Genomic DNA, 22,999 nt, shown 5'->3' with positions numbered 1-22,999 from the left:
TTCGTAGCCGCCTGGCAGTAAGGATGAAGCGTGACCGACGACGTGACGAACCAGCCGCCGCCGCTGACAGGCGGCAACGCCTGGCGGGGCGATCCGTTGCTGATCCAGCTTGCCGAGCGCTTTTCCGATCCGGTGCGCAAGGATCTCGACGGGCTCGGCCGCTTCGTGCTGACGCAGGAGGCCCAGGAACTGGCCCGCCTCGCCAATGTCGAAACGCCGAGGCTCAGGACGCATGATCGCCAGGGCCGGCGCATCGATCTGGTCGAGTTTCACCCCGCCTATCACGCTTTGATGCGCCGTTCCGTAGCCAACGGGCTGCACTCCTCGGTCTGGGAGAACGGCGATGCCGAGATCGGCCGCCGCCATCAGGTGCGCGCGGCCCGGTTCTACCTGACGGCCGAACTCGAGACCGGACATCTGTGTCCCATCACCATGACCAGCGCTTCGCTGGCAGCGCTGATGGCGAGCCCGAAACTGTTCCGCGAGTGGGCGCCGCGCGTGACGACGCGCAAATACGATCAGAGCCAAAAGCCGCCGGTCGAGAAGACCGGGCTTACGCTTGGCATGGGCATGACCGAGAAACAGGGCGGCACGGATGTGCGCGCCAATGTGACGAAGGCCGAGCGCGTCGGCAGCGGCTTCTATCGCCTGACCGGCCATAAATGGTTCATGTCGGCGCCGATGTCGGATGCATTCCTGGTGCTGGCGCAGGCGCCGGAGGGATTGTCGTGCTTCCTCGTGCCGCGCGTCCTTGGCGACGGCTCGGGCAACGGCTTCCGTTTCCAGCGCCTGAAGGACAAGCTCGGCAACCGGTCGAATGCGTCTTCCGAGGTGGAGTTCGTCAACGCAATCGGCGAGATGGTCGGCGAGCCGGGCGCCGGCGTGAAGACGATCATGGACATGGTGACCTTGACCCGGCTCGACTGCGCCGTGGCGTCTTCGGCGATCATGCGGGCGGGTCTGGCCGAAGCCGTTCATCACGCCCGCCATCGCCAGGTATTCGGCACCAGCCTGATCGAGCAGCCGCTGATGCAGCGCGTGCTGGCCGACATGGCGCTCGACGTCGCCGCTGCCACGGCGCTGTCGTTCCGGCTGGCACGTTCCTTCGACGAGGCGGCGAGCGATCGCGGCGAGGCGGCCTTTGCCCGCGCCATGACGCCGGTCGTCAAATATTGGGTCTGCAAGATCGCGCCGCCGCTGCTCTACGAGGCGATGGAATGCCTCGGCGGCAACGGCTATGTCGAGGAGGCGCCGCTCGCCCGCTACTATCGCGAAGCCCCGGTCAATGCGATTTGGGAAGGGTCGGGCAATGTCATGGCGCTGGATGTGCTGCGCGTGCTTGGCCGCGCGCCGGGCCTATTCGAGGAGGTGCTTGCCGGCATCGATCGCGACCTGGGCGCGGGCGGACGCGGCACCATCGGTGTGCTGAAGGCGGCGATGCAAGTCGCCGCGACCGACGAAGGCTCGGCCCGCCTGCTGACGGAGCAACTGGCGCTGTCGGCGGCGGCGGCGGAATTGCGCCGGTTGGGGGCAGGGCGGATCGCCGATGCCTTCGTCGAGACGCGGCTGGCGGGCCAGTGGCGCAACACCTACGGCATGCTCGATTCGCGCCATGATGCGCGCATGATCATCGACACGCTCTATCCGCCAACCACCTGAGCAGCAGCCATGGACCACGCCTTGGTCATTCCCCCGCGCCGTTAACCTTAACAAATGGTTTCCGTTGCGAGGGCTGGCGGCAAAGCCCACTGTCATTCCTGTCGAAGCAGGAATCACGATGCGACAGGTATTGACCTCTTTTCTCGCCTTGCACTGGACGATCGTTTTCGCCCTGCTGGCGATCATCTGCATCGATGGAAACCGCGGCGTGGCCGGGGCGCTTGGGGTGCTGGGCGTGACGATCGAGAGCGCCCGCTTCGTCGATCTCGAAAATGTCGTCGTGGTTGCGCCTCTGGCAACGGCCCTGCTTGTCGTGGCGGTGCTGTTCTTCTGGGCTTTTGTCGAGGCGCTGATCAACAATGCCAGCAATCCGGGCGCCGACAGCGTTGCCCGCATCGCCTTCATCAGCGCTTCCGGCGTGCTGTCGCTGATCTTGGTCGGAGGCGCGGCGCAAGGCATCAACGGGCTGTTCCTGGTCGTCGCCGTGCAATTGGCCGCACTTCTGGCCTCCTATGTCGCCATGCTTGCCGAGCGCCGCACCCTGGCCACATCGGATGAGGTTGAAATCCACGCCACGGCGCACAGCATGGCCAGGGCCGCAGCCCACAATTCGCTGCTTTCGCTGATATCGGGCCGACCCCAGCCGACCCGGAAGGGAGGCCGCTGATGCGTTACATCTTCGCATTGTGGGCGGCTCCGATGGCGCTTTTCTGGGGCTGGTTCTACCTGTCGCTCAACGACATGAATTTCGGCTACGTCATGCTGAGCCGGCAGTTGCATGATTTCGTCTTCCAACTCTACGGCCAGATGCTCGGTATCGACCCGGCAATCATTCCCGGTATGGTGGGAAGAGCCTGTATATTCGACGGCCTGCTGCTGCTGGCGATCTGGGCGTTTCGCCGCCGTCGTGAAATCATCGGCTGGATCAGGAGGCGGCCGGCGGTTCCGGTGCAGTTCGAGCGGCTGCACCGAGCGAGCGAAGCCGGTCCAAAACTCCCTGCAGAATAAAGGCGGCGGCGGCCGAATCGATCTTGCCGGCGCGTTTGGCGCGCGAAAAATCCATCTCGATCAGCGTCCGTTCAGCGGCTACCGTCGACAGCCTCTCGTCCCATAGCAGGAAGGGAAGGTCGCTCAAGGCGGCCATGTTGCGTACGAAGGCGCGCGATTTCTGCGCGCGCGGACCTTCCGAGCCGTCCATGTTGACCGGCAGTCCAATCACCACCGCGCCGGCATTCTCCTTTTGCAGCAGATCCAGCAGCACGGCCGCGTCGAGCGAGAATTTCCGTCGGATGATGACCGGGCGCGGATGCGCGAAGGAAAAGCCACGGTCCGAAACGGCGACGCCGATGGTCTTGTCGCCGAGATCGAGCCCGGCAAGCGTCCTGCCGCCAGCCAGCCGTGCCGGCAATTCCTCGATGGTAATGATAGCCAACGGTTTTCCTTTGACCCGACAGCGCCGTCGCGGCGTTTTGAACACGCGAGGCCGTAACACTTTGCTCTTGAGCTGACGCCGTTCTATCCTCCGACGGAACAAAAATCGAGGAACTCGCTGATGAAACTCACTTGGTACGGACAATCCGCCTTCAAGATCGAGGTGGCGGGCGCAAGCATCCTGATGGACCCGTTCCTGAGCGGCAATCCGCTTTGGAAGAAAAGTTGGGAAGGCCCAGCCGAAGGTGTCACCCACGTGCTTTTGACGCATGGTCACGGAGACCATGTCGGCGATGCGCTGGAGATCCTCAAGAAGACCGGAGCGATGCTGGTCGCCAATCCCGAGGTCTGCGGCTATCTCGGCGGCCAGGGCGTCGACCAGAACAATATCAACCAGGGCAACACCGGTGGCACGGTGGACTGCGGCCCGTTCACGACGACTTTTGTCCAGGCATTGCATTCCTCGTCCTATGGGGACGGCATCTATATGGGTAATCCCTGCGGGCTGGTCCTGCATTTCCAGGACGACAAGACGCTCTATCACATGGGCGATACCGACATCTTCTCGGACATGGCGCTGGTCAACGAGCTGCATGAGCCGAAGATCGGCCTGGTGCCGGTCGGCGACCGCTTTACCATGGGAGGTGCTGTCGCGGCTCTCGCCTGCCGCCGCTATTTCAAGTTCGATGTCGCCGTGCCATGCCACTATGCGACTTTCGGCCTGCTCGACCAGACGCCCGACAAATTCGTCGCCGGAATGGAGGGTTCGGGCGTGAATGTCGTCGTGCCTGGGATCGGCGAGGCGGTCACACTATAAATTGAAAACGGAATTAAACCATGGGCTTGAGGAACTCTCTTTGCGTTTCGATACTGTTTGCGGCGTCGCCGGCGCTTGCCGCGGACGATTTCATTGAAGGGGTATACCTCAAGTCCGAGGAGCTCTGCGCACAGGCCAGGAAAGACACCCTGCAGACGCTGATCGATGCCGGCAACATCGTGCTGTCGGCCCATGGCCTGCAAGGGGTCGAATACAATTGCGAGTTCTTGCAGATCAGCAAGGCGACACGCTCGCCGAGCTGGGCGGTGACGGCCATTTGCCAGGAGCCGGGCTACGTTTTTCCCGACGTGCTCTCGGTGACGCAGATGAGCCCGACTCAGATCGATCTCGTCTCCGTCCGGCCCATCGAAGACGAGAGCGAGGCGAGCGGCAACAGCGGCAGCTACTATCTGTGCGAGGGCATGGCCCCGCCGTGAGGCCATTTGCCCGATTGTGGGCATGCACATGTTGCGCGCCGCGCGCGGCGCCGCTATAGGCCGGGGCTGGTTTTCCCGAGGCACAAACATGTCCGTTGACGTCAAGACAGTGAAGCGCGTCGCGCGTCTCGCCCGCATTGCGGTGAGCGAGGAAGATGCCGAACGCATGACCGGCGAGCTGAATGCCATACTGGGCTTCGTCGAACAGCTGAACGAGGTCGATGTTTCCGGGGTCGAGCCGATGACTTCGGTAACTCCGATGGGGATGAAGAAGCGCCAGGACGTCGTCACCGACGGCAACAAGGCTGCCGACATCGTCGCCAACGCGCCTGCCACGGAAGAGAACTTCTTCCTCGTGCCGAAGGTCGTGGAGTAACAGGCCGATGGCCATCGAAATCGCCATCGAGACGCCGCTGCAGGACGATGTGCGCGGCTTGGTCGCGGAGCTCAACGAGACGCTGCTCGAACTGACGCCGCCGGAACACTGCTATCACCTGACCGTCGAGCAGATGGCCGGCCCGGACACCACGGTCTTCGTCGCCCGCGACGACGGTTTTGCAATCGGTTGCGGGGCGCTGAAGCGCCATGACGGCGCCGTCGGCGAGGTCAAGCGCATGTACACGCGGCCCACGCATCGCGGCCAGAAAATCGGCGCCAGGATTGTGGAGCGTGTCGAAGCGCTGGCGCGCGAGGAAGGATTGAAGCGTCTGGTGCTGGAGACGGGCGATCGCCATCCTGCCGCCCGGGCTGTCTATGAACGTTCCGGCTTCTCGCGTTGCGGTCCGGTGCTGGATTATCCCGATTCCGAGTGGTCGGTGTTTTACGAAAAGAGCCTTGCCTGATGAGCGACCTGACCCGACTGACGATTTCGCAGGCCCGCGCCAAGCTGCGCGCCAAGGAAATCACCGCGACCGAGATCGCCGACGCCTATCTTGCTGCGATCGAGCGCGCCAATCCGGCGCTCAACGCCTACGTCGTGGTGACCGGCGACAAGGCGCGCGACATGGCCAAGGCCTCCGACGCCAGGCTGGTCAAAGGCGAGGGCGGTGCGCTGGAAGGCATTCCGCTCGGCATTAAGGACCTGTTCGGCACCGAGGGCGTGCACACCCAGGCCTGCAGCCATGTGCTCGACGGTTTCAAGCCGCATTACGAATCGACCGTCACCTTCAATCTGTGGGCTGACGGGGCGGTCATGCTGGGCAAGCTCAACATGGACGAGTTCGCCATGGGCTCGTCCAACGAGACGTCCTATTACGGGCCGGTGGTCAACCCGTGGCGGCGTTCGCGCGTCGATGCGATGGTGATGCCGACCACGCATCAGGGCGATGGCGGCTTCGTTTCGGCCGGCGGCACCAGGACCGCGCGCACCCTGGACAATGCGCAGCTGGTGCCGGGTGGCTCGTCGGGCGGCTCGGCCTCCGCCGTCTCGGCTTTCCTGTGCGCGGGCGCCACGGCCACCGACACTGGCGGCTCGATCCGCCAGCCGGCCGCGTTCACCGGCACGGTCGGCATCAAGCCGACCTATGGCCGCTGCTCGCGCTGGGGTATCGTCGCCTTCGCCTCGTCGCTCGACCAGGCCGGGCCGATCGCGCGCGACGTGCGCGATGCCGCGATCCTGCTCAGATCGATGGCCTCCGTCGATCCGAAGGATACGACCTCGGTGGACCGGCCGGTGCCGGACTACGAGGCGGCGATCGGCAAGCCGATCAAGGGCATGAAGGTTGGGATTCCCCGGGAATACCGCGTCGACGGCATGCCGGAGGAGATCGAGGCCCTTTGGCAGAAGGGCATTGCCTGGCTCAGGGATGCCGGCGCCGAGATCGTCGACATCTCCTTGCCGCACACCAAATACGCGCTACCGGCCTATTACATCGTGGCGCCCGCCGAAGCCTCGTCCAACCTTGCGCGCTATGACGGCGTCCGCTACGGCCTTCGCGTGCCGGGCAAGGACATCGTCGAGATGTATGAGAAGACCCGCGCCGCCGGCTTTGGCCGCGAGGTCAAGCGCCGGATCATGATCGGCACCTATGTGCTGTCGGCGGGCTATTACGACGCCTACTATCTGCAGGCGCAGAAGGTGCGCAATCTGATCAAGCGGGACTTCGAGAACGTCTTTGCCGCCGGCGTTGATGTCATCCTGACACCGGCGACGCCATCTGCCGCCTTCGGCATTGCAGACGAGGACATGGCTTCCGATCCGGTGAAGATGTACCTGAACGACATCTTCACCGTCACCGTGAACATGGCGGGCCTGCCGGGCATTGCGGTGCCCGCCGGCCTAGACCCCAAGGGCTTGCCGCTCGGCCTGCAACTGATCGGCAGGCCGTTCGAAGAAGAGACGCTGTTCCAGACCGCTGCCGTCATCGAGCAGGCGGCCGGAACGTTCCAGCCGGAGAAGTGGTGGTAGGATCGTTTCTCATCTAAGGGGTGAGGGATGTTCTTTTATCTTTCGAAAATCTTCTGGTTCTTTATCCAGCCGCTCAACCTGACGATCTTCCTGCTGCTGGCGGGGCTGGTCTCGGCATTTTTCGGCCGCCCGCGGCTGGCAGCCACCGGCGGCGTGCTGGCGTTTTTGGTTCTGGCGCTTTCGGCCTGGACCTCGCTCGGCGCATTGCTGCTCAACCCGCTGGAGGAACGCTTTCCGCGCCCGCCGCTGCCGCAAAAAGTCGATGGCATCGTCGTGCTCGGCGGCGGCTTCGAGGGCGGCATCAATCTGGTGCGCGGCGGTTATGAGCTGAACAGCGGCGGCGACCGGATGGTCGAGACGGCCGTGCTGGCGCGGCGCTTTCCCGATGCCAAGGTGGTCGTCTCTGGCGGCAATGGCGAATTGTTCCTCGAAGGCGAGGGCGATGCCGCCACCGCGCCGCGCCTGCTTGGCGCGCTCGGCGTGGCGCCGGAGCGCCTGATCCTCGAGGGCAAATCTCGCAACACCTATGAGAATGCCGTCTTCACGAACGCCTTGATAGCGCCGAAGCCGGGCGAAATCTGGCTGCTGGTCACCTCGGCCTACCATATGCCGCGCGCCAAGGCGCTGTTCGACAAGGCCGGCTTCGCGACCGTCCCGTGGCCGGTCGACTATCGAACGTCGGGACGCGAAGGCATCGGCCTGTTCCGCGACAATCCGGCCGATGCGCTGCAGGCGGCCACCATGGCGATCCGCGAATGGATAGGGCTGTTCGCCTATTGGCTGTCCGGCCGCATCGATCGGCCTTTTCCCGCACCAGGCGGCTGACCGATCACGGCGCGGCGCGCCGCCGAGAAGAACTGGCGCCGCACCAGAACGGCCAGGAGCAGAAGCGTCGACAGCACGAACACCACCGGATCGACGAACCAGCCGAGATAGCCGATCGAAAAGAACACGCCGCGCAGGCCGGAATTAAAATGCTTGCCTGCCAGCATGTTCATCTGCGCCGCCCTCCACACCGCCGTTTCGGTGACCGGGTTGCGCGAGGCTTCGCCATGTGGGATCGGCACAGCACCGATCAGGATCGAGCAATAGTTGAAAAGACGGTAGGCCCAGCCGAACTTGAAGAACGAAAACGCCAGGATCAGCACCAGTCCCAGCACCTTGATCTGAAAAGCCGGGCGCGACGGGGCGCCGCCCAGAGGCAGGGTGCTCAACACCTCGAGGACGCGGTCGGAGGCACCGAGCAAGGCAAAGCAGCCGCCAAGCGCGATCAGGGAGCTGGAGGCGAAGAAGGCGGTGCCTTGCTGCAGGCCACCCATGATGGCTGTGTCGACGATGCGGATCTCACGCTCGGCCATCCGGTGCATCCAGGCTTGCCGCTGCGCATTCATCGCCGTTGTCAGGGACATGCGGCTGACCAGCACACCGTCCGAGGCGAGCGTATGCAAAACCCACGCAATGAGGAAGAACGCCAACGCCGCGAGATCGGCTGTCGAAAGATCGAGGGAATCGCCCATTGGCGGAACCTATCACATCCAGTGCGATTGCTTCGATCGTCCGCGGCAGCGACGGATATGTCGCTGCCGGAGCAAACAAGGTCGGCAGGCGCTGCGCCGCGCCGTTCAAAACAGCGGAAACATCGCAGGAGTTCCTATATGTAGTCCCAGAGCGGCTTCGGGAGATTGTGGCGCGTGTTCCTTTCGGTTTTCGACCTGTTCAAGATCGGCATCGGACCATCGAGTTCGCACACGATGGGACCGATGACGGCCGCCCGCCGTTTCCTCGACGAGGTCGCCGGAGACGACTGGCCGCGTCCGGCCGGCGCCAAGGTTGCTCGCATCGGCGCCAGCCTGCACGGCTCGCTCGCCTATACCGGCATCGGCCATGGCAGTGACCGTGCCGTCATTCTCGGCCTTGCCGGGCAGACGCCGCAGACGGTCGACCCTGACCAGGCGGACGGCATTGTCGCTCGCATCACCGCCGACAAGCTGATTTCACCGCCCGGCCACCCCTCCTACCGTTTCGATCCGGCCGGCGACCTGGTGCTCGACCGCAAGACGCCGCTCACCGGCCACGCCAACGGCATGGCGTTTTATGCGTATGATGCCGGCGACCGCCTGCTGCTCAAGCGCATCTATTATTCGATCGGCGGCGGCTTCGTGGTTTCGGAAGAAGAGCTGCAGCGCATGAAAGCCAAGGGTTCGGTAACGACCGAAGGCAAAAAAGTCCCTTATCCCTTCAAGAACGCCCTCGAGATGCTGAAGATGGCTGGCAAGAGCGGCCTTTCCATTGCCGAGATGAAGCGGGTCAACGAGGAAACACAAATGTCGCGCGATGAGCTCGACGCCGGCCTCGACGCCATCTGGGGTGCCATGAAGAGTTGCATCGAGCGCGGCCTGTCGCAGGACGGCATCATGCCGGGCGGGCTGAAGGTGCGCCGCCGGGCCAGGCAATTGCACGACAAGCTGCAGGAGCAGTGGCAGCAGAACCGGCCCAATCCGCTGCTCGCCAATGACTGGCTGTCGATCTATGCCATGGCCGTCAACGAGGAGAATGCGGCCGGCGGGCGCGTCGTCACCGCGCCGACCAACGGCGCGGCCGGCACGCTGCCGGCAGTACTGCGCTACTGGCTGCATTTCCATCCCGAGGCCGACCAGCCCAGCATTCGCGATTTCCTGCTCACGGCAGCCGCCGTTGGCGGCATCATCAAGTCCAATGCGTCCATCTCCGGCGCCGAGGTCGGCTGCCAGGGCGAGGTCGGCTCCGCTTCGGCCATGGCGGCGGCCGGCCTGTGCGCCGTCATGGGCGGCACGCCCGAACAGGTCGAGAATGCCGCCGAGATCGCGCTGGAGCACCATCTGGGCATGACCTGCGATCCGGTCGGCGGGCTGGTGCAGGTGCCTTGCATCGAGCGCAACGCGCTGGGCGCGGTCAAGGCGGTGACGGCCGCCTCGCTTGCCATCAAAGGCGACGGCACCCATTTCGTGCCGCTGGATGCGGCGATCGAGACGATGCGCCAGACCGGCCTCGACATGAACGAGAAGTACAAGGAGACCAGCCTCGGCGGGCTGGCGGTCAATGTGGTGGAGTGTTGAGCCCGCTGGCACTGTGGAGAACTTGCTCAGGCCGTTGACGCATCCGTGCGACGGATTAAATCTTGGGCAATGGCTCTCAACCTCCTAAAGCTCTGCGTCGGCTGCGACAGCGTCGAGGATCTCGAAGAATGGATCGCGTTCCGCCTCGACGAGCGGCGCCGTGCCGGCGAACCGGCCGAGCATTGGCACACCACCCGCATGGTGCCGACGCGCGCCGATGAGGTTACCGACGGTGGCTCGCTCTACTGGGTGATCAAGGGAAGTGTGCAATGCCGGCAGTTGATCACCGAGATCCGGCCATTCACCGATGACGAGGGCATCGGCCGCTGCCATCTGATGCTGGATCCGCAAGTGGTGCGCACCGACTGGCAGCCGCGCCGCGCCTTTCAGGGCTGGCGCTATCTAAAGCCATCGGATGCACCCGCCGATCTCGGCAAGGGCAAGCCGGGGCAGGTCGAAATGCCGCCGAAACTCCGGCGCGAGCTCGCCGATCTCGGCCTGCTCTAAATCACTATCGGCTTGTTCCGAGCAGCCCATTGGCTTGCTCCGAGCAGCCAGTTGGCTTGCTCCGGGGCAATCTGGCGGCATGGTCGGCCCGTATAGGCGGACTGCGGTTGCTGGCCCTCAATGTTGCTGTCCGTTGGACTTGCAAGCGTCGCGACAACGCCACATCTTGAAAATCATGAGCGATAGGAACCATCCGGTTTCGATATCTGACGCACTCGCACCGACCACATCGCGCCGCGGCGTGGTGGGATGCGGACCATGTGTCGCGCAAGGTCATGATTGCGGCGCAGAAATAACACCCGGTGGCGGCATGCTCGTGTTCAGGAATAGTCTGGAAAACCGGCCGATCGCCGGGCATTCACGGGGCAGTGGAATATGATAGGCGCGATCATCGCTGTCGTCGCATTGCTGCTGGTGCTGATGGGCCTGGCAACGGCTTTCGTGCGGGCCGACCCGAGCAGGCTGGCAGGCGACATGAGGAAGGTTGGGCCGGTTTTGCTGGCATTGGTCGGCGGCGCCGTGCTGCTGGTCGGGCGCGGCGGTCTCGGCGGCATCATCCTGCTCGCAGCGATCGCCTGGTACGGCTCGATGCGGCTGAACCGGCGAGCCGTGATGCCGGCGCGGAGACGCTCGACCGTACGCACGGCGGCGCTGGAAATGGACCTCGATCACGATACAGGAGGCCTTGAAGGCCTTGTCCTGGCAGGCCGCCATGAAGGCAAGATGCTTGGTGCGATGGGCAAAGCCGAATTGCTGCAGCTGTTTCGCGAACTCTCCGGTGACCCGGAGAGCCGGCAACTGCTAGAGACGTATCTTGACGGCAGATTTCCCGTCTGGCGCAAAAACGCTGAGGCGCACAGTGGCGAAGGGCTGGGTATTGCGCCAGGTCCGGGCGCCATGACTAAGGAGGAGGCCTACAAGGTCCTTGGTCTTGAAGCGGGGGCCGCCGCGGCGGATGTCCGCAAGGCGCACCGCCGCCTGATGCAACGCCTGCACCCCGATATCGGCGGCACGTCTTTCCTGGCGGCGCGGATCAACGAAGCCAAGGACGTCTTGCTCTCCAATCACAACTAGTCTCCTTCGACGCAGAAATTTTCCGGGAGATATCTTCTACGCCGTCCCTACTGCTGGACGGCGTAGCACTCGATTTTCTTCTTCTTGAGGGCGGTGCAGGCCTTCCAGGCCGCGGTCTTGGAACCGAAGCCGCCGAAGCGGGCGCGGTAGTACGTGACGCCGTCCTTGTCGAAGGCGACGGTGAAGCCGGAGGCATCTGCCAGCACCTTGGGCGCCTGCTTGGTGGTCTTGTCGAGGAAGGCCTGGGCTTCGGACTGTTTCGGCGACGAGGCGACCTGAATGGCCCAACCCGACGGCACCGACGCGGTATTGACCGGGTCGACGGCCGGCGCGGGCTCGGCATAAGCGGACACCACCTGTGCCGTGGCGACCTTGGGGGCGGAGACGATAACCGTCTTCACCTTCTTTGCCGGAACAACCACTTTGGTTTCTTCGGCTGCGTTATCGTCGGCGTCCTCGCTGTCGCCCTGGGCTACCGTCGCGTCGTCGGCAACGGCCTCGTCCGCGTCATCGGCGCTGGCCACCGCCATCGGCTTCTCATCCGGAGTCGGTGCGTCGTGCTTGGGCAACAGCACCTTGGCCAATGCCGTCACCGGGTTGCCGCTATCGGCCTTGGCGACCAGATCGCCGCCGCCTCGGGTCGATGCCCGCGGCAGATAGGTGTTGATCAGGGCCGCCATCTGATTGTCGCGGCTGCTGCCCGAGGTGCCGCCCATGACCACGCCGACAATGCGACGGTTGCCGTCCGAAACCGATGAAACCAGGTTGAAGCCCGAAGCGCGGGTGTAACCGGTCTTGATGCCGTCGACGCCCTTGATGCGTCCAAGCAGGCGGTTGTGGCCGTTGATGCGCTGGCGGCCATAGAGAAAGGAGCGCTGCGAGAAATAGCCGTAATATTGCGGGAAATGTTCGCGCAGCGCGATGCCGAGCGTTGCCATGTCGCGCGCAGTGGTGAACTGGCCGGGATCGGGCAGGCCGTTGGCGTTGCGGAAGACGGTGCCGTTCATACCGAGCTGCCGCGCCTTGGCAGTCATCATGCGGGCGAAATTGGTCTCGTTGCCGCCGAGCATTTCGCCGAGCGCGGTCGCCGAATCATTGGCCGATTTGGTCACCATCGACAGGATGGCGATCTCGACCGCGACCGAACCGCCCGGCTTCACACCGAGCTTCGTCGGCGGCTCTGCCGCGGCATGAGCCGAGAAGACGACCGGCGAGTTCCGGCTGATCTTGCCCTTGGCCAGAGCCTCGAAAGTCAAATAAAGCGTCATCATCTTGGTGAGCGAGGCGGGGTAACGCCGGGCGTTGGCATCCGAGGAGTAGAGCACCTTGCCGGTCTTGGCGTCGACCACGATGGCTGCGGACTTCGCGGCGAGCGACGAGGCCGCACCTGCAACGACGATGGTCATCGCCACGGCGATGATCATGACCGTTTTGAAAGGGGACGCGGATTTGGAAACGATGCCCGACAACGCCTGACGCACTGATAGTTCCTTTGAATTTCTTGTTGCGCTGGAGGCGGCAAAGGGATCCTGCCTCACTTCCGGGCAAGCTATCGGGGCAGCGTTACCAATCCGTTTATGGTAACCGCCGCGTTCACCATTTTCTGGTGGTTTGAGCCTCTGTTTATTCGAATTTTAGCCATTGCCCACACCGGCTAGGACGGAAGCTGGCGATTTCTTGACTTTTGTGCGTCGCACAATATATTCGAGTGCATTGCACAAGGCGCTCGGGGCAGGGCGCATCAACCGTCCAGGGAGAATTGAAATGACGCAGACCTATGAGGACTTCAGCAAATACGGCAAAGAGTTCGCCGACACCGGCTTGAAGAGCTTCGCCTCTTTGTCCAAGGGCGCGCAGGCAATTGCGGCCGAGGCCGGCGAATACACCAAGAAGAGCTTCGAAGCCGGCAGCGCCGCTTTCGAGAAGATTGTCTCGGCCAAGTCGCTCGACAAGGCGATCGAGGTCCAGTCCGACTATGCCAAGCAGTCTTATGAGGCGTTCGTCGCCGAGGCCACCAAGATCGGCGACCTCTATGCCGAACTCGCCAAGGAAGCCTACAAGCCGTTCGAATCGATCGTTGCCAAGGCTAAGTAATTCGTCCGGCAGTACCGAGATCTGGGCCCATTGGGCCAAGACAGAGCCCGGCCGCGCCAGCGTGGCCGGGTTTTTTCATGTCTATTTCCGTTCAGCGGCCTGGCACCCCTTCACGATTGCGAAAATCGGCCAAGTTGGGCACCTAGCCATATTGTCAGCTAACCAGAAGGGCTTAAAATCGTCCATCGAACACCTACATGTCGAACTCGCATGAGGATTCGAAAGAGGCAGGATTACGTGACGATCGGTTTGACTGCCACCAAGGCACGGATGCAGAACGGCAGCGGCGACGGCAATGAGGCCGGCCGCGGCACGGCGGTCATCACGCGCACAAAGACCAAGACCAAGAAACCCAGCCTCTATCGGGTCCTCATCCTGAACGACGACTACACACCGATGGAGTTCGTGGTTCACGTGCTGGAGCGTTTTTTCCAGAAGGACCGCGAAGCCGCCACACGCATCATGCTTCATGTTCACAATCATGGAGTGGGCGAGTGCGGGGTCTATACATTCGAGGTGGCCGAGACCAAAGTGTCCCAGGTCATGGATTTCGCCCGACAGAATCAGCATCCGCTGCAATGCGTGATGGAGAAGAAGTGAGGTAACATGCCGGCTTTCTCCCAAGGCCTGGAAAAGGCGCTTCACCAAGCGCTGACGCTCGCCAACGAGCGGCACCATGAATATGCAACCCTTGAACATCTGCTGCTCGCCCTGATCGACGACACCGAGGCCGCCGCCGTCATGCGCGCCTGCAATGTCGACCTCGACGAGTTGAAGCACACTGTTCTCACCTATATCGACACCGAACTCGACAATCTGGTCACCGGCTATGACGAGGATTCCAAGCCGACCGCCGGCTTCCAGCGCGTCATTCAGCGCGCGGTGATCCATGTGCAGTCGTCCGGCCGCGAAGAGGTCTCCGGCGCCAACGTGCTCGTCGCCATCTTCGCCGAGCGCGAGAGCCATGCCGCCTATTTCCTGCAGGAACAGCAGATGACCCGTTACGACGCGGTCAACTACATCTCGCACGGCATCGCCAAGCGTCCCGGCGCGTCGGAGACGCGTTCGCCGCGTGGCGCCGATGACGAGCAGGGCGGCGCGAACGGCGCCGAGCCGCAAGAGGAAGGCGGCAAGAAAAAGCAGCAGCAGGACGCGCTGACCGCTTATTGCGTCAATCTCAACAACAAGGCCAAGGCCGGCAAGATCGATCCGCTGATCGGGCGCGAGTCCGAGATCAACCGCACCATCCAGGTGCTGTGCCGCCGTTCCAAGAACAATCCGCTTTATGTCGGCGATCCCGGCGTCGGCAAGACGGCGATCGCCGAGGGCCTCGCCAAGCGCATCGTCGAGGGTGATGTTCCGGAAGTCTTGCACAACGCCACCATCTTCGCGCTCGACATGGGCACGCTTTTGGCCGGCACGCGCTATCGCGGCGATTTCGAGGAGCGACTGAAGCAGGTCGTCAAGGAGCTCGAGGATTATCCGGGCGCTGTGCTGTTCATCGACGAGATCCACACCGTCATTGGCGCCGGCGCGACGTCGGGCGGCGCCATGGATGCGTCGAACCTGTTGAAGCCGGCACTGTCTTCGGGTGCGATCCGCTGCATCGGTTCGACAACCTACAAGGAGTTCCGCCAGTTCTTTGAGAAGGACCGCGCGCTCGTACGTCGCTTCCAGAAGATCGACGTCAACGAGCCGACCATCGAGGACGCCATCGAGATCATGAAGGGCCTGAAGCCCTATTTCGAGGAGTTCCACAAGGTCCGCTACACGACGGAAGCCATCAAGGCTTCGGTTGAGCTGTCGGCGCGCTACATCAACGACCGCAAGCTGCCGGATAAGGCGATCGACGTGATCGACGAGACCGGCGCCTCGCAGATGCTGGTGCCGGAGGCCAAGCGCAAGAAGACCATCGGCATCAAGGAGATCGAAGCGACGATCGCCACCATGGCGCGCATCCCGCCGAAGACTGTTTCGGCCGATGACGAGAAGGTGCTGCAGGGTCTCGACATCGAGCTGAAGCGCGTCGTCTACGGCCAGGACACTGCGATCACCGCGCTGACCTCGGCGATCAAGCTGGCGCGTGCCGGCCTGCGCGAACCGGAGAAGCCGATCGGCTCCTATCTGTTCTCGGGTCCGACCGGCGTCGGCAAGACCGAAGTCGCCAAGCAATTGGCCGCTTCGCTCGGCGTCGAGCTGATCCGTTTCGACATGTCGGAATATATGGAACGCCACACGGTCTCTCGGTTGATCGGCGCGCCTCCCGGCTATGTCGGTTTCGATCAGGGCGGCCTTTTGACCGACGGCGTCGACCAGCATCCGCATTGCGTGCTGCTGCTGGACGAAGTCGAGAAGGCGCATCCGGACCTGTTCAACATCCTGTTGCAGGTGATGGACCATGGCAAGCTGACCGACCACAACGGCAAGCAGATCGACTTCCGCAATGTGATCCTGATCATGACCACCAATGCGGGCGCGTCGGATGCGCAGCGCGCGGCGATCGGTTTCGGGTCGACCAAGCGCGAAGGCGACGATGTCGAGGCGATCAACCGGCTGTTCACGCCGGAGTTCCGCAATCGTCTCGATGCGATCATCCCGTTCGGCTCGCTGCCGGTGCCGGTTATCCATCAGGTGGTGCAGAAGTTCGTCATGCAGCTGGAGGCCCAGCTCTCCGAGCGTGGCGTCACCTTCGACCTGTCGCCGGATGCGATCGCCTGGCTCGCCGACAAGGGCTATGACGAGCGCATGGGTGCGCGTCCGCTCGGCCGCGTGATCCAGGAGCACATCAAGAAGCCGCTGGCAGACGAAGTGCTGTTCGGAAAGCTCAAGAAGGGCGGCACGGTGCGCGTCAGCGTCGAGAAGAAGGAAACCGGCGAGACCGGCCTGAAGCTCGAATCGCTCGCCGACGAGGCACCGGTGAAGCCCAAGAAGGAAGAACCGGAAGACGCCCCCAAGCCGCGCAAGGCAGTGGCCAAGAAGCCGGCGGCCAAGAAGGCCGTCGCGCAGAAGCCCGAGCCCAAGGGCAAGGACGGTGGCAAGCGCAGCCTGGTGCCGCAACTGCCGCGCAAGAGCTGATAGTCACTCCCTCGAAAAAGCCCCGGAGACGGGGCTTTTTCATTGGCACAAAGCGACGATCACTGAAGCGCTACTGTCGGCCCCTGGACAGCAAGCGGCGTTGGGCGGGTTTTGGCTGATTTGTCCGTCCAGGACGGTGGTGCTCCCACGTTGGCGCCGACCATGCCGAACAGGCCGGGCGCGCGGCCAAAGACCTCGCAGGCCGCGTATTTCGGCTTGCCGCCGAGGAACGATTTTATGCGTTGGCCTGACGGTATCGAGATATGCAATCCCGACGGCGCCTTGCCGGTGACGAGCATGCGCGAAAAGTCGTTTCCGAAAGTAGCGCCCAGACTGTACGCATCGCCGATCTCGGATGACGGTCTTTCCGCGCCGCTTGCCAGGCGAGCAGGACGGACAGTTCGCGTCTCGGTATATCGACGGAGCTGGACCCGACCGTCACGCTGAAATTCAGCGGGTCGATGGTGACCATGCCAACGGTAATCCGCGGCTCCTGCGCAACACCGCCCGCAGCCGCGCCATCAGTTCATCGATCAGGAAGGGTTTGCCCAGATAGTCGTCGGTGCCGGCATCGAGCCCCTCAATGCGCTCTTTCGGCTCGTTGCGGGCCGTCAGGACGATTACCGGCGCATCGACACCTGCCGCCCGCAGCCTGGGAATGAAGCTCAGTCCCTCTCCATCCGGCAATGTTCGGTCGAGCAGGATTGCCCTCATAGACGTGCTGGCACGACAGTTCGATAGCATCGCCAAGCAGCATGGTGTGATCGACAACGACGCCTTGTTTGCCAAGCGCCCTGGTGAGCGCGTCAGCCATTTCTCTTTCGTCCTCGATCAACAGAACCCGCATTGCACGTCCACGTCTCGCCGGTGCCTTGTCATCCGTCAGGATTACAGCAGCATTGCGAACAACAGCCGTTCGCCAGATGGCTGCGTGCGTTCATTTCCATGGGATGGGGAATTTTATGTCCGGACCAGGCCAGATCATCATCCTCAACGGCGCACCGCGATCGGGGAAATCGAGCATCGTCCAGGCAGTTCAGGAGAGCTTCGAGGGCCCATGGATGAACCTGGGGGTCGACACCTATGAGCAGGTCACGCCGCTGCGCTGTCGCCCGGGGATAGGTTTGCGGCCCGGCGGCGAGCGCCCGGATATCGAGGGTCTCGTGCCGAGGTTCTACGCCGCGCTCTACGAATCGATCGCCGCCCACAGCCGAGTGGGGTTGAATGTCGTGGCCGATCTCGGTCATCACGACAGCTATTCGCGACCCCTTGATTGCCTTGTCGATTGCGCCCGGCGCCTCGCAGGCCTGCCGGTTCTGTTTGTCGGTGTCCGCTGCCCGATCGAAATCATCATGCAGAGGCGCGCCGACAGTCCGGCGGGGAGGGGATATGTGACGGGATCGCCTGACGACCCTGTACCGTTGGCGGTGCGTCTGTGGCAGGAGGAGGTACACCGGCCTGGCGTGTATGATCTGGAAGTGGACACATCGCTGCTGACGCCGGCACAATGTGCGGATGCGATCCGCGGGCGGCTCAGGCAAAATGTAGAGCCTCCGACGGCGTTTGAGAGGCTTTTGGCGTTCTCCGCAAACAAGCTGTCCTGATCGCGCGCTCAGCGGCGATGAGAATGAATCTCAGCCGCGCGGCCCGCTCCTCATCTACGGCGGGCATAATCTGATTGATGTGCTCGGCGGAATGGCGATCACGCTGATGTCCCGGCGGCTCGGATCCATGATTTTCGATGCGCAACCGCGTAACCTTCCCAGACGGCCGCAGCTGCTGGGAACCACTGAAAGCCAGGCGTCAGGATAGTGGCATGGCCGCCTTTATCCGGCCGGCATTCTCGGCCAGCACCTCGGGTTTCTCCATCTGGCCCGTATGCGGCTTCAGCGCGATGCCTTCGAAGCGCGGAATGACGTGGACGTGAAGGTGATAGACGGTCTGCCCGGAAGCCGGCTCGTTGAACTGCATCACGGTGACACCATCGGCCTTGAATGCCTCGCGGACGGCGAGCGCCACCTTCTGCACGACCGTGAAAAGCGGGCCGAACGTTGCCGGATCGGCGTCGAGCAGATTGCGCGACGGCGCCTTCGGCACCACCAGCGTATGGCCCGTTCCCTGCGGCATCACATCCATGAAGGCAACGACCGCTTCGTCCTCGTAGACGCGGTGCGAGGGAATTTCACCGCGCAGGATCTTGGCAAAGATGTTGTCGGTGTCATAGGCGGTTTCGGCCATGGCGAACGCTCCGGATTGTGCCTCGCTAATTGGTGTAGCGAAGCCTCTCGTGAGCGGCAAGACGATCGGGCGAGATCGATGAAGCCGATCTCGACAGGCGTGCACTGCCAACCCAGGGATGCCGAACCTGACATATGCTCCTGCCCTGCAGGATGGGCCTACTCCTCGAGATCTTTGCGGAACGGTGTGTGCTCTTCCAGGTATTCGCCCATGCGTTCAACCTCGCGCCGTTCGCGCCTGAGATAATCGGCGACGGCGTTGCGCAGGCCGGGATGGGCGATGTAATGCGCGGAATGCATGGTCACCGGCCGGTAGCCTCGCGCCAGCTTGTGTTCGCCCTGTGCGCCCGCCTCGACCACCTTGAGCTTGCGTTCGATGGCGAAGTCGATGGCCTGGTGATAGCAGACCTCGAAATGCAGGAACGGATGATCCTCGATGCAGCCCCAGTTGCGGCCGTAGAGCGCATCGGAACCGATGAAGTTGATAGCGCCGGCAATGTAGCGGCCGTTGCGCCTGGCCATCACCAGCAGGATGTCATCGGGCATCCGATCGCCGATCAGCGAGAAGAATTCCCGGTTCAGATAGGGCCGGCCCCATTTGCGGCTGCCGGTGTCCATGTAGAAGGCGAAGAAATCGTCCCAGGCCCGTTCTGTAAGGTCCTTGCCGGTAAGCCAGTCGATGGAGATGCCGTCGGCAAGCGCCTCGCGGCGCTCCTTCTTCATGGCCTTGCGCTTGCGGGAGGCGAGCGTGGCGAGGAAATCGTCATAGGTCGAGAAGCCCTCGTTGACGAAGTGGAACTGCTGGTCGGTGCGATGCAGGAAGCCCGCCGCCTCCAGCACGTCCACGTCGCTCTCCTGCGCGAAGGTGACATGCGCGGAAGAGACGCCGAGCTTTTCCGCCACTGCCTTCAATCCCGCGGCGAGCCCGGCCTTGACGGTGCCGGAATGCTGGCCCCTGCTCACCAGCAGGCGAGGGCCGGTGACCGGCGTGAACGGTACCGAGCATTGCAGCTTGGGATAATAACGGCCGCCGGCGCGCTCGAAGGCATCCGACCAGCCGTGATCGAACACATATTCGCCCTGGCTGTGTGACTTGAGATAGCAAGGGACCGCGCCGAGCAGCGTGCCTTGACCATTCTCCAGCCTGAGATGATGACCTTGCCAGCCAGTGCGCCGCACGGCGCAGCCGGAATCCTCGAGTGCGCTCAGGAAAGCATATGAAACGAGGGGGTTATAACCGTTTTCGGCATCACTGCGCGTGGTCCCGGCGAAACCGTCCCACTCTTCGCAGGTGAAGGCGCCGATGCCCGCCGCAATGCGGATCGCATACTCCGCATCAACCGTTTGCCCGTCGCCGTCGTCGCCCTGATCCATGAGGCTTATTTAAGCTCCATCCGGACCGCTACAAGTCACGTTCTAGGCACCCATATCAAGCGACCTTGACCAGATCGGGCTCGAACCCTTCGAACGTCATCTGGTCCGCATATTTGAATGTAAGATCGACCGCCGGCTGGTCATGCACCGTCCAGGTGATGACCGGCATTTTGAGCCGTTCACGGACAAAGCTGACGAATGGATTCGGCAGGTCGCCCGCTGCGTAGGAGGTGAAGGCGATCTGATGCGCCAGCATGGCGAAATGCGCTTCGATCAGCCTGTCGTCCTTGCCATAGGCGGTCAATCCAGCCGGGATGCCCGGCGCATCCCTGGCGAAATCGCGGATCAGCCAGTGGTCGAACGACATGATCGCCACCTTGCCTTTGTAGCGCTTGAGCAGCCTACCGACGCTCGCCACAAGGCCATTGTCGTATCCAGCCACGCCTTTTAGTTCGACCACCAGCGGCACCCGCCCGTCGATCAGATCGAGCGCCTCGCGCAGCGTCGGCACATGATCAGACGTGCCGCCGACCTTGAGCGCTGCCAGTTCGGCCGCCGTGCGCTGCCAGACGAAACCGTCGTGCCCAGTCAGCCGCTGCAAGTCGCCATCATGGATAATGACGGGAACTCCGTCCGACGACAGGTGCACGTCGCATTCGATGGCATAGCCGCGTTCGGCCGCGGCGGCAAAGGCGGAGAGGGTGTTTTCCCAGCGCGTCTTGTTCATGTCGTGAAAGCCGCGATGGGCGACAGGCCGGGCAATCAGCCAGGAAAGGTCGGTCATGTCAGGCTCGCTCACTCGACTTCGAAGATCGCTTCGATTTCCACCGCGGCATTAAGCGGCAGCGAAGCCGTGCCGACGGCGGAACGGGCATGCTTGCCGCGCTCGCCGAGCGCCGCCACCAGGAAATCGGAGGCGCCGTTTGCGACCAGATGCTGCTCGAGGAAATCCGGCGCCGAGGCGACGAAGACGGTGATCTTGACCAGCCGGCGTATCTTCTCGAGATCGCCAAGTGCCGCCTTGGCCTGCGCCAGAATGTTGATCGCGCAGTATTTTGCCGCTTCCTTGCCGGTTGCTGTGTCGACGTCCAGGCCAAGCAGTCCGCTCGCCTGCAGCTTGCCGTCCTTGAGCGGCAACTGTCCGGCGGTGAAAAGCAGGTTTCCGGTCCTGCAATAGGGCACGTAGTTGGCGGCAGGCGCCGCGGCCGCGGGAATGGTGACCCCGAGGTCGCTTAGCCGCTTTTCGATTGTTTCACTCATTGCTTTTCCCTATTGCTGGAAGGTGCCGCGCCGGCCGGGCCGAAATTGCTATTTTTGCCTCGCTTCCGCCACGACTTTTTTTAAGCTGGACCATCTTTCCCTGCGGCCTGCCATCAGCCGCGATGATCGGAGCCTCTCATGCGCGCAACGCGCCTTGTATTCCATGCCGTCCTGTTGTCGGCGGTCTTTTCGATAGGTCCCGCTTTCGCCGTGCCGGCGCTGCAGGCGCATCGCGCCGTTTACGACCTTACGCTCAAGAAGGCGGACGACCGCTCCGGGATCACCGGCATTACCGGCCGCATGGTCTATGAATTCAACGGCTCGGCCTGCGAAGGCTATACGGTGAAATTCCGCTTTGTCACCCAGATTGCCACCAGCGACAACACCAAGCTGACCGACCAGCAGACGACGACGTTCGAAGACGCCGAAGGCAAGACCTTCTCGTTCGTGACCAAATCCTTCGTCGACCAGAACCTCGACAAGGAGGTCAAGGGTGTCGCCACGAAGGAAACGCAAGGGCTAAAGGTCGACATCGACAAGCCCGAGAAGAGCAGCCTGGAACTTGCCGCCACCCAGTTTCCGACCCAGCATCTGGTCGAATTGATAGACAAGGCCGAGAAAGGTGAAAACTTCTATCAAACCAATCTGTTCGACGGCTCCGAGGACGCCAACAAGGTGATGTCCACCACCGTCGTCGTCGGCAAGAGGACCGATGCCGACAAGGCCGATCCGGAAGCACCGGCGCTGGCCAAGCTTGCCACCGACAAATACTGGCCGGTCGACATCGCCTATTTCGACGACAGTGCCAGGAACGGAGAAGAAACGCCGGAATTCCGGATCAGCTTCAAGCTGCACCAGAACGGCATCACCCGCGATCTAACCATGGACTATGGCGATTTCTCCATGACCGGCAAGCTGGTCAATCTGTCGCTGTTCGACCAGACGAAGGCCTGCCCGACGAAATAAGCTCCGATTTGCCTCGACGCAGCGCCGTCGTGTCCACGGCTTGACGGCGCCGAGGCGGCTTCTCATCTTCTCGAGGCCGCCGGCCGCTTCATCTTCTGTGCGAATCCCTTCTATCATCGCTCGTCGCGGGCACCTGTCGGCGAAAGAAGGAATGCGGCGAGCCTCATGGCGGTCTATGTCGACGCGGCGATCTGGAAATGGGTTGGCCATCGCTGGTGCCATCTGATGGCCGACGACACCGATGAACTGCATCGTTTCGCCACGCAACTCGGTATCAAGCGCTCATCCTACCAGGGGCCGCCGAAGACATCGGCGCCGCATTATGACATAACCGGTTTCGAGCGCGACCGCGCGGTGCGGCTCGGCGCCATCGAGTGCAGCCGCGAGGAGATCGTCGCGATCTTCCGGCGGGTGAGGGTGCCAAAGGGTAAGATAAAGCGTTGAGGGCACGCGCGGATCGCCGCAGGCGCACCGCAATGCGTCGTTGCGCTGTCGGTAGCTAATCAAGTTGTCCGGTTTGGTAGCACATGATCTGTCCGCTTCTGTTTTGGCGTCGAAGCGGTTCA

25 protein-coding genes and 2 pseudogenes are annotated in these 22,999 nt (G+C 62.8%); 18 read left to right on the top strand and 9 right to left on the bottom strand.

Going from position 1 to position 22,999, the window contains the following annotated elements:
* Positions 1 to 30 precede the first annotated feature (30 nt).
* From FJ979_RS31505 to FJ979_RS31495, 3 genes are all read left to right on the top strand, one after another.
* Positions 31 to 1,659, top strand: a complete 1,629-nt coding sequence (locus tag FJ979_RS31505) for a DNA alkylation response protein (RefSeq protein WP_140584622.1) — start codon at positions 31 to 33, stop codon at positions 1,657 to 1,659.
* Positions 1,660 to 1,777: 118 nt separating this feature from the next.
* Positions 1,778 to 2,326 carry a hypothetical protein gene (locus tag FJ979_RS31500; protein ID WP_140584621.1) on the top strand — a complete coding sequence of 183 codons (549 nt, stop codon included), beginning with the start codon at positions 1,778 to 1,780 and terminating at the stop codon, positions 2,324 to 2,326.
* Positions 2,326 to 2,667 carry a DUF6105 family protein gene (locus FJ979_RS31495; RefSeq protein ID WP_140525332.1) on the top strand — a complete coding sequence of 114 codons (342 nt, stop codon included), beginning with the start codon at positions 2,326 to 2,328 and terminating at the stop codon, positions 2,665 to 2,667. The genes FJ979_RS31500 and FJ979_RS31495 overlap by 1 nt, the downstream gene beginning before the upstream one ends.
* On the opposite strand, the gene ruvX is transcribed toward FJ979_RS31495, so the two are convergent.
* Positions 2,585 to 3,091: a Holliday junction resolvase RuvX gene (gene ruvX, locus FJ979_RS31490; protein ID WP_140525331.1), complete on the bottom strand. Its 507-nt coding sequence runs from the start codon at positions 3,089 to 3,091 to the stop codon at positions 2,585 to 2,587. The genes FJ979_RS31495 and ruvX overlap by 83 nt on opposite strands.
* Before the next feature lie 120 nt (positions 3,092 to 3,211).
* On the opposite strand from ruvX, the gene FJ979_RS31485 reads away from it, so the two are divergent.
* From FJ979_RS31485 to FJ979_RS31460, 6 genes are all read left to right on the top strand, one after another.
* Positions 3,212 to 3,907, top strand: coding sequence for a metal-dependent hydrolase (locus FJ979_RS31485; RefSeq protein WP_140498750.1), 696 nt, complete (start codon positions 3,212 to 3,214; stop codon positions 3,905 to 3,907).
* A gap of 20 nt (positions 3,908 to 3,927) precedes the next feature.
* Positions 3,928 to 4,344, top strand: coding sequence for a hypothetical protein (locus tag FJ979_RS31480; protein ID WP_140584620.1), 417 nt, complete (start codon positions 3,928 to 3,930; stop codon positions 4,342 to 4,344).
* 88 nt (positions 4,345 to 4,432) lie between these two features.
* Positions 4,433 to 4,720, top strand: a complete 288-nt coding sequence (gatC, locus tag FJ979_RS31475) for an Asp-tRNA(Asn)/Glu-tRNA(Gln) amidotransferase subunit GatC (protein WP_140498745.1) — start codon at positions 4,433 to 4,435, stop codon at positions 4,718 to 4,720.
* Between the two features lie 7 nt (positions 4,721 to 4,727).
* Positions 4,728 to 5,186 carry a GNAT family N-acetyltransferase gene (locus FJ979_RS31470; protein WP_140564509.1) on the top strand — a complete coding sequence of 153 codons (459 nt, stop codon included), beginning with the start codon at positions 4,728 to 4,730 and terminating at the stop codon, positions 5,184 to 5,186.
* Positions 5,186 to 6,751: an amidase family protein gene (locus tag FJ979_RS31465; protein WP_140584619.1), complete on the top strand. Its 1,566-nt coding sequence runs from the start codon at positions 5,186 to 5,188 to the stop codon at positions 6,749 to 6,751. The genes FJ979_RS31470 and FJ979_RS31465 overlap by 1 nt, the downstream gene beginning before the upstream one ends.
* A 27-nt stretch (positions 6,752 to 6,778) precedes the next feature.
* Positions 6,779 to 7,576 (top strand): YdcF family protein, encoded by a 798-nt coding sequence (locus FJ979_RS31460; protein WP_140584618.1) that lies wholly within the window; start codon positions 6,779 to 6,781, stop codon positions 7,574 to 7,576.
* Here the strand turns inward: FJ979_RS31460 and FJ979_RS31455 are convergent.
* A complete protein-coding gene (locus FJ979_RS31455; RefSeq protein WP_140498738.1) occupies positions 7,525 to 8,268 on the bottom strand; it encodes a DUF599 domain-containing protein in 744 nt (247 codons plus the stop codon). The genes FJ979_RS31460 and FJ979_RS31455 overlap by 52 nt on opposite strands.
* Before the next feature lie 174 nt (positions 8,269 to 8,442).
* On the opposite strand from FJ979_RS31455, the gene FJ979_RS31450 reads away from it, so the two are divergent.
* From FJ979_RS31450 to FJ979_RS31440, 3 genes are all read left to right on the top strand, one after another.
* Positions 8,443 to 9,846 (top strand): L-serine ammonia-lyase, encoded by a 1,404-nt coding sequence (locus FJ979_RS31450; RefSeq protein WP_140584617.1) that lies wholly within the window; start codon positions 8,443 to 8,445, stop codon positions 9,844 to 9,846.
* A 69-nt stretch (positions 9,847 to 9,915) separates the two neighbouring features.
* Positions 9,916 to 10,353: a DUF1489 family protein gene (locus FJ979_RS31445; protein WP_140498734.1), complete on the top strand. Its 438-nt coding sequence runs from the start codon at positions 9,916 to 9,918 to the stop codon at positions 10,351 to 10,353.
* A 375-nt stretch (positions 10,354 to 10,728) separates the two neighbouring features.
* Positions 10,729 to 11,427 (top strand): DnaJ domain-containing protein, encoded by a 699-nt coding sequence (locus FJ979_RS31440; RefSeq protein ID WP_181168628.1) that lies wholly within the window; start codon positions 10,729 to 10,731, stop codon positions 11,425 to 11,427.
* Between the two features lie 47 nt (positions 11,428 to 11,474).
* On the opposite strand, the gene FJ979_RS31435 is transcribed toward FJ979_RS31440, so the two are convergent.
* Positions 11,475 to 12,908: a D-alanyl-D-alanine carboxypeptidase gene (locus tag FJ979_RS31435; RefSeq protein WP_140584616.1), complete on the bottom strand. Its 1,434-nt coding sequence runs from the start codon at positions 12,906 to 12,908 to the stop codon at positions 11,475 to 11,477.
* A gap of 283 nt (positions 12,909 to 13,191) precedes the next feature.
* Between FJ979_RS31435 and FJ979_RS31430 the strand changes: the two genes are divergently transcribed.
* The 3 genes from FJ979_RS31430 (at position 13,192) to clpA (ending at position 16,596) form a co-directional block, all read left to right on the top strand.
* Positions 13,192 to 13,521: a phasin family protein gene (locus FJ979_RS31430; protein WP_140498728.1), complete on the top strand. Its 330-nt coding sequence runs from the start codon at positions 13,192 to 13,194 to the stop codon at positions 13,519 to 13,521.
* 270 nt (positions 13,522 to 13,791) lie between these two features.
* Positions 13,792 to 14,121, top strand: a complete 330-nt coding sequence (clpS, locus tag FJ979_RS31425) for an ATP-dependent Clp protease adapter ClpS (protein ID WP_027051901.1) — start codon at positions 13,792 to 13,794, stop codon at positions 14,119 to 14,121.
* 6 nt (positions 14,122 to 14,127) lie between these two features.
* Positions 14,128 to 16,596 (top strand): ATP-dependent Clp protease ATP-binding subunit ClpA, encoded by a 2,469-nt coding sequence (gene clpA, locus FJ979_RS31420; protein ID WP_140525247.1) that lies wholly within the window; start codon positions 14,128 to 14,130, stop codon positions 16,594 to 16,596.
* A 59-nt stretch (positions 16,597 to 16,655) separates the two neighbouring features.
* Here the strand turns inward: clpA and FJ979_RS32780 are convergent.
* Together FJ979_RS32780 and FJ979_RS31415 are read right to left on the bottom strand one after the other, a co-directional pair.
* A pseudogene (locus tag FJ979_RS32780) lies at positions 16,656 to 16,952 on the bottom strand (hypothetical protein); the annotation flags it as partial.
* Between the two features lie 26 nt (positions 16,953 to 16,978).
* Positions 16,979 to 17,443: pseudogene (locus FJ979_RS31415) on the bottom strand (response regulator); the annotation flags it as partial.
* Positions 17,444 to 17,558: 115 nt separating this feature from the next.
* On the opposite strand from FJ979_RS31415, the gene FJ979_RS31410 reads away from it, so the two are divergent.
* Positions 17,559 to 18,200 (top strand): chloramphenicol phosphotransferase, encoded by a 642-nt coding sequence (locus tag FJ979_RS31410; protein WP_140584615.1) that lies wholly within the window; start codon positions 17,559 to 17,561, stop codon positions 18,198 to 18,200.
* A 199-nt stretch (positions 18,201 to 18,399) separates the two neighbouring features.
* On the opposite strand, the gene FJ979_RS31405 is transcribed toward FJ979_RS31410, so the two are convergent.
* The 4 genes from FJ979_RS31405 to FJ979_RS31390 all read right to left on the bottom strand — a co-directional run bounded on the left by FJ979_RS31405 (position 18,400) and on the right by FJ979_RS31390 (position 21,467).
* On the bottom strand, positions 18,400 to 18,834 hold the full coding sequence (locus FJ979_RS31405; RefSeq protein ID WP_140498719.1) for an HIT family protein: 435 nt from the start codon (positions 18,832 to 18,834) through the stop codon (positions 18,400 to 18,402).
* Positions 18,835 to 18,992: 158 nt separating this feature from the next.
* Entirely contained in the window at positions 18,993 to 20,207 is a 1,215-nt protein-coding gene (locus FJ979_RS31400; RefSeq protein WP_140498717.1) for a GNAT family N-acetyltransferase, read from the bottom strand.
* A gap of 55 nt (positions 20,208 to 20,262) precedes the next feature.
* Positions 20,263 to 20,991, bottom strand: a complete 729-nt coding sequence (locus tag FJ979_RS31395) for a glycerophosphodiester phosphodiesterase (protein ID WP_140515351.1) — start codon at positions 20,989 to 20,991, stop codon at positions 20,263 to 20,265.
* An 11-nt stretch (positions 20,992 to 21,002) separates the two neighbouring features.
* Complete coding sequence (locus FJ979_RS31390) at positions 21,003 to 21,467, bottom strand: RidA family protein (RefSeq protein ID WP_140515352.1); 465 nt, start codon at positions 21,465 to 21,467, stop codon at positions 21,003 to 21,005.
* Between the two features lie 138 nt (positions 21,468 to 21,605).
* Between FJ979_RS31390 and FJ979_RS31385 the strand changes: the two genes are divergently transcribed.
* Both FJ979_RS31385 and FJ979_RS31380 read left to right on the top strand, forming a co-directional pair.
* On the top strand, positions 21,606 to 22,433 hold the full coding sequence (locus FJ979_RS31385) for a cell envelope integrity EipB family protein (protein ID WP_140584614.1): 828 nt from the start codon (positions 21,606 to 21,608) through the stop codon (positions 22,431 to 22,433).
* A 165-nt stretch (positions 22,434 to 22,598) separates the two neighbouring features.
* A complete protein-coding gene (locus FJ979_RS31380) occupies positions 22,599 to 22,877 on the top strand; it encodes a DUF4031 domain-containing protein (RefSeq protein ID WP_140584613.1) in 279 nt (92 codons plus the stop codon).
* Positions 22,878 to 22,999: the final 122 nt, after the last annotated feature.

This window comes from Mesorhizobium sp. B1-1-6, from assembly GCF_006443035.1.
GTDB lineage: Bacteria > Pseudomonadota > Alphaproteobacteria > Rhizobiales > Rhizobiaceae > Mesorhizobium.
Note: the sequence above shows the minus strand (reverse complement) of the source record. Positions and strands in the feature narration are given on the sequence as shown.

What these genes read in the sequence shown, in the direction of transcription:
- gatC (WP_140498745.1), top strand. Translation starts at nt 4,433, where the DNA reads ATGTCCGTTGACGTCAAGACAGTGAAGCGCGTCGCGCGTCTCGCCCGC.
- clpS (WP_027051901.1), top strand. Translation starts at nt 13,792, where the DNA reads ATGCAGAACGGCAGCGGCGACGGCAATGAGGCCGGCCGCGGCACGGCG.
- FJ979_RS31495 (WP_140525332.1), top strand. Translation starts at nt 2,326, where the DNA reads ATGCGTTACATCTTCGCATTGTGGGCGGCTCCGATGGCGCTTTTCTGG.
- FJ979_RS31380 (WP_140584613.1), top strand. Translation starts at nt 22,599, where the DNA reads ATGGCGGTCTATGTCGACGCGGCGATCTGGAAATGGGTTGGCCATCGC.
- clpA (WP_140525247.1), top strand. Translation starts at nt 14,128, where the DNA reads ATGCCGGCTTTCTCCCAAGGCCTGGAAAAGGCGCTTCACCAAGCGCTG.
- FJ979_RS31480 (WP_140584620.1), top strand. Translation starts at nt 3,928, where the DNA reads ATGGGCTTGAGGAACTCTCTTTGCGTTTCGATACTGTTTGCGGCGTCG.
- FJ979_RS31445 (WP_140498734.1), top strand. Translation starts at nt 9,916, where the DNA reads ATGGCTCTCAACCTCCTAAAGCTCTGCGTCGGCTGCGACAGCGTCGAG.
- FJ979_RS31500 (WP_140584621.1), top strand. Translation starts at nt 1,778, where the DNA reads ATGCGACAGGTATTGACCTCTTTTCTCGCCTTGCACTGGACGATCGTT.
- FJ979_RS31390 (WP_140515352.1), bottom strand. Translation starts at nt 21,467, where the DNA reads ATGAGTGAAACAATCGAAAAGCGGCTAAGCGACCTCGGGGTCACCATT.
- FJ979_RS31485 (WP_140498750.1), top strand. Translation starts at nt 3,212, where the DNA reads ATGAAACTCACTTGGTACGGACAATCCGCCTTCAAGATCGAGGTGGCG.
- FJ979_RS31410 (WP_140584615.1), top strand. Translation starts at nt 17,559, where the DNA reads ATGTCCGGACCAGGCCAGATCATCATCCTCAACGGCGCACCGCGATCG.
- FJ979_RS31440 (WP_181168628.1), top strand. Translation starts at nt 10,729, where the DNA reads ATGATAGGCGCGATCATCGCTGTCGTCGCATTGCTGCTGGTGCTGATG.
- FJ979_RS31385 (WP_140584614.1), top strand. Translation starts at nt 21,606, where the DNA reads ATGCGCGCAACGCGCCTTGTATTCCATGCCGTCCTGTTGTCGGCGGTC.
- FJ979_RS31470 (WP_140564509.1), top strand. Translation starts at nt 4,728, where the DNA reads ATGGCCATCGAAATCGCCATCGAGACGCCGCTGCAGGACGATGTGCGC.
- FJ979_RS31430 (WP_140498728.1), top strand. Translation starts at nt 13,192, where the DNA reads ATGACGCAGACCTATGAGGACTTCAGCAAATACGGCAAAGAGTTCGCC.
- FJ979_RS31455 (WP_140498738.1), bottom strand. Translation starts at nt 8,268, where the DNA reads ATGGGCGATTCCCTCGATCTTTCGACAGCCGATCTCGCGGCGTTGGCG.
- FJ979_RS31465 (WP_140584619.1), top strand. Translation starts at nt 5,186, where the DNA reads ATGAGCGACCTGACCCGACTGACGATTTCGCAGGCCCGCGCCAAGCTG.
- FJ979_RS31400 (WP_140498717.1), bottom strand. Translation starts at nt 20,207, where the DNA reads ATGGATCAGGGCGACGACGGCGACGGGCAAACGGTTGATGCGGAGTAT.
- FJ979_RS31395 (WP_140515351.1), bottom strand. Translation starts at nt 20,991, where the DNA reads ATGACCGACCTTTCCTGGCTGATTGCCCGGCCTGTCGCCCATCGCGGC.
- FJ979_RS31460 (WP_140584618.1), top strand. Translation starts at nt 6,779, where the DNA reads ATGTTCTTTTATCTTTCGAAAATCTTCTGGTTCTTTATCCAGCCGCTC.
- FJ979_RS31405 (WP_140498719.1), bottom strand. Translation starts at nt 18,834, where the DNA reads ATGGCCGAAACCGCCTATGACACCGACAACATCTTTGCCAAGATCCTG.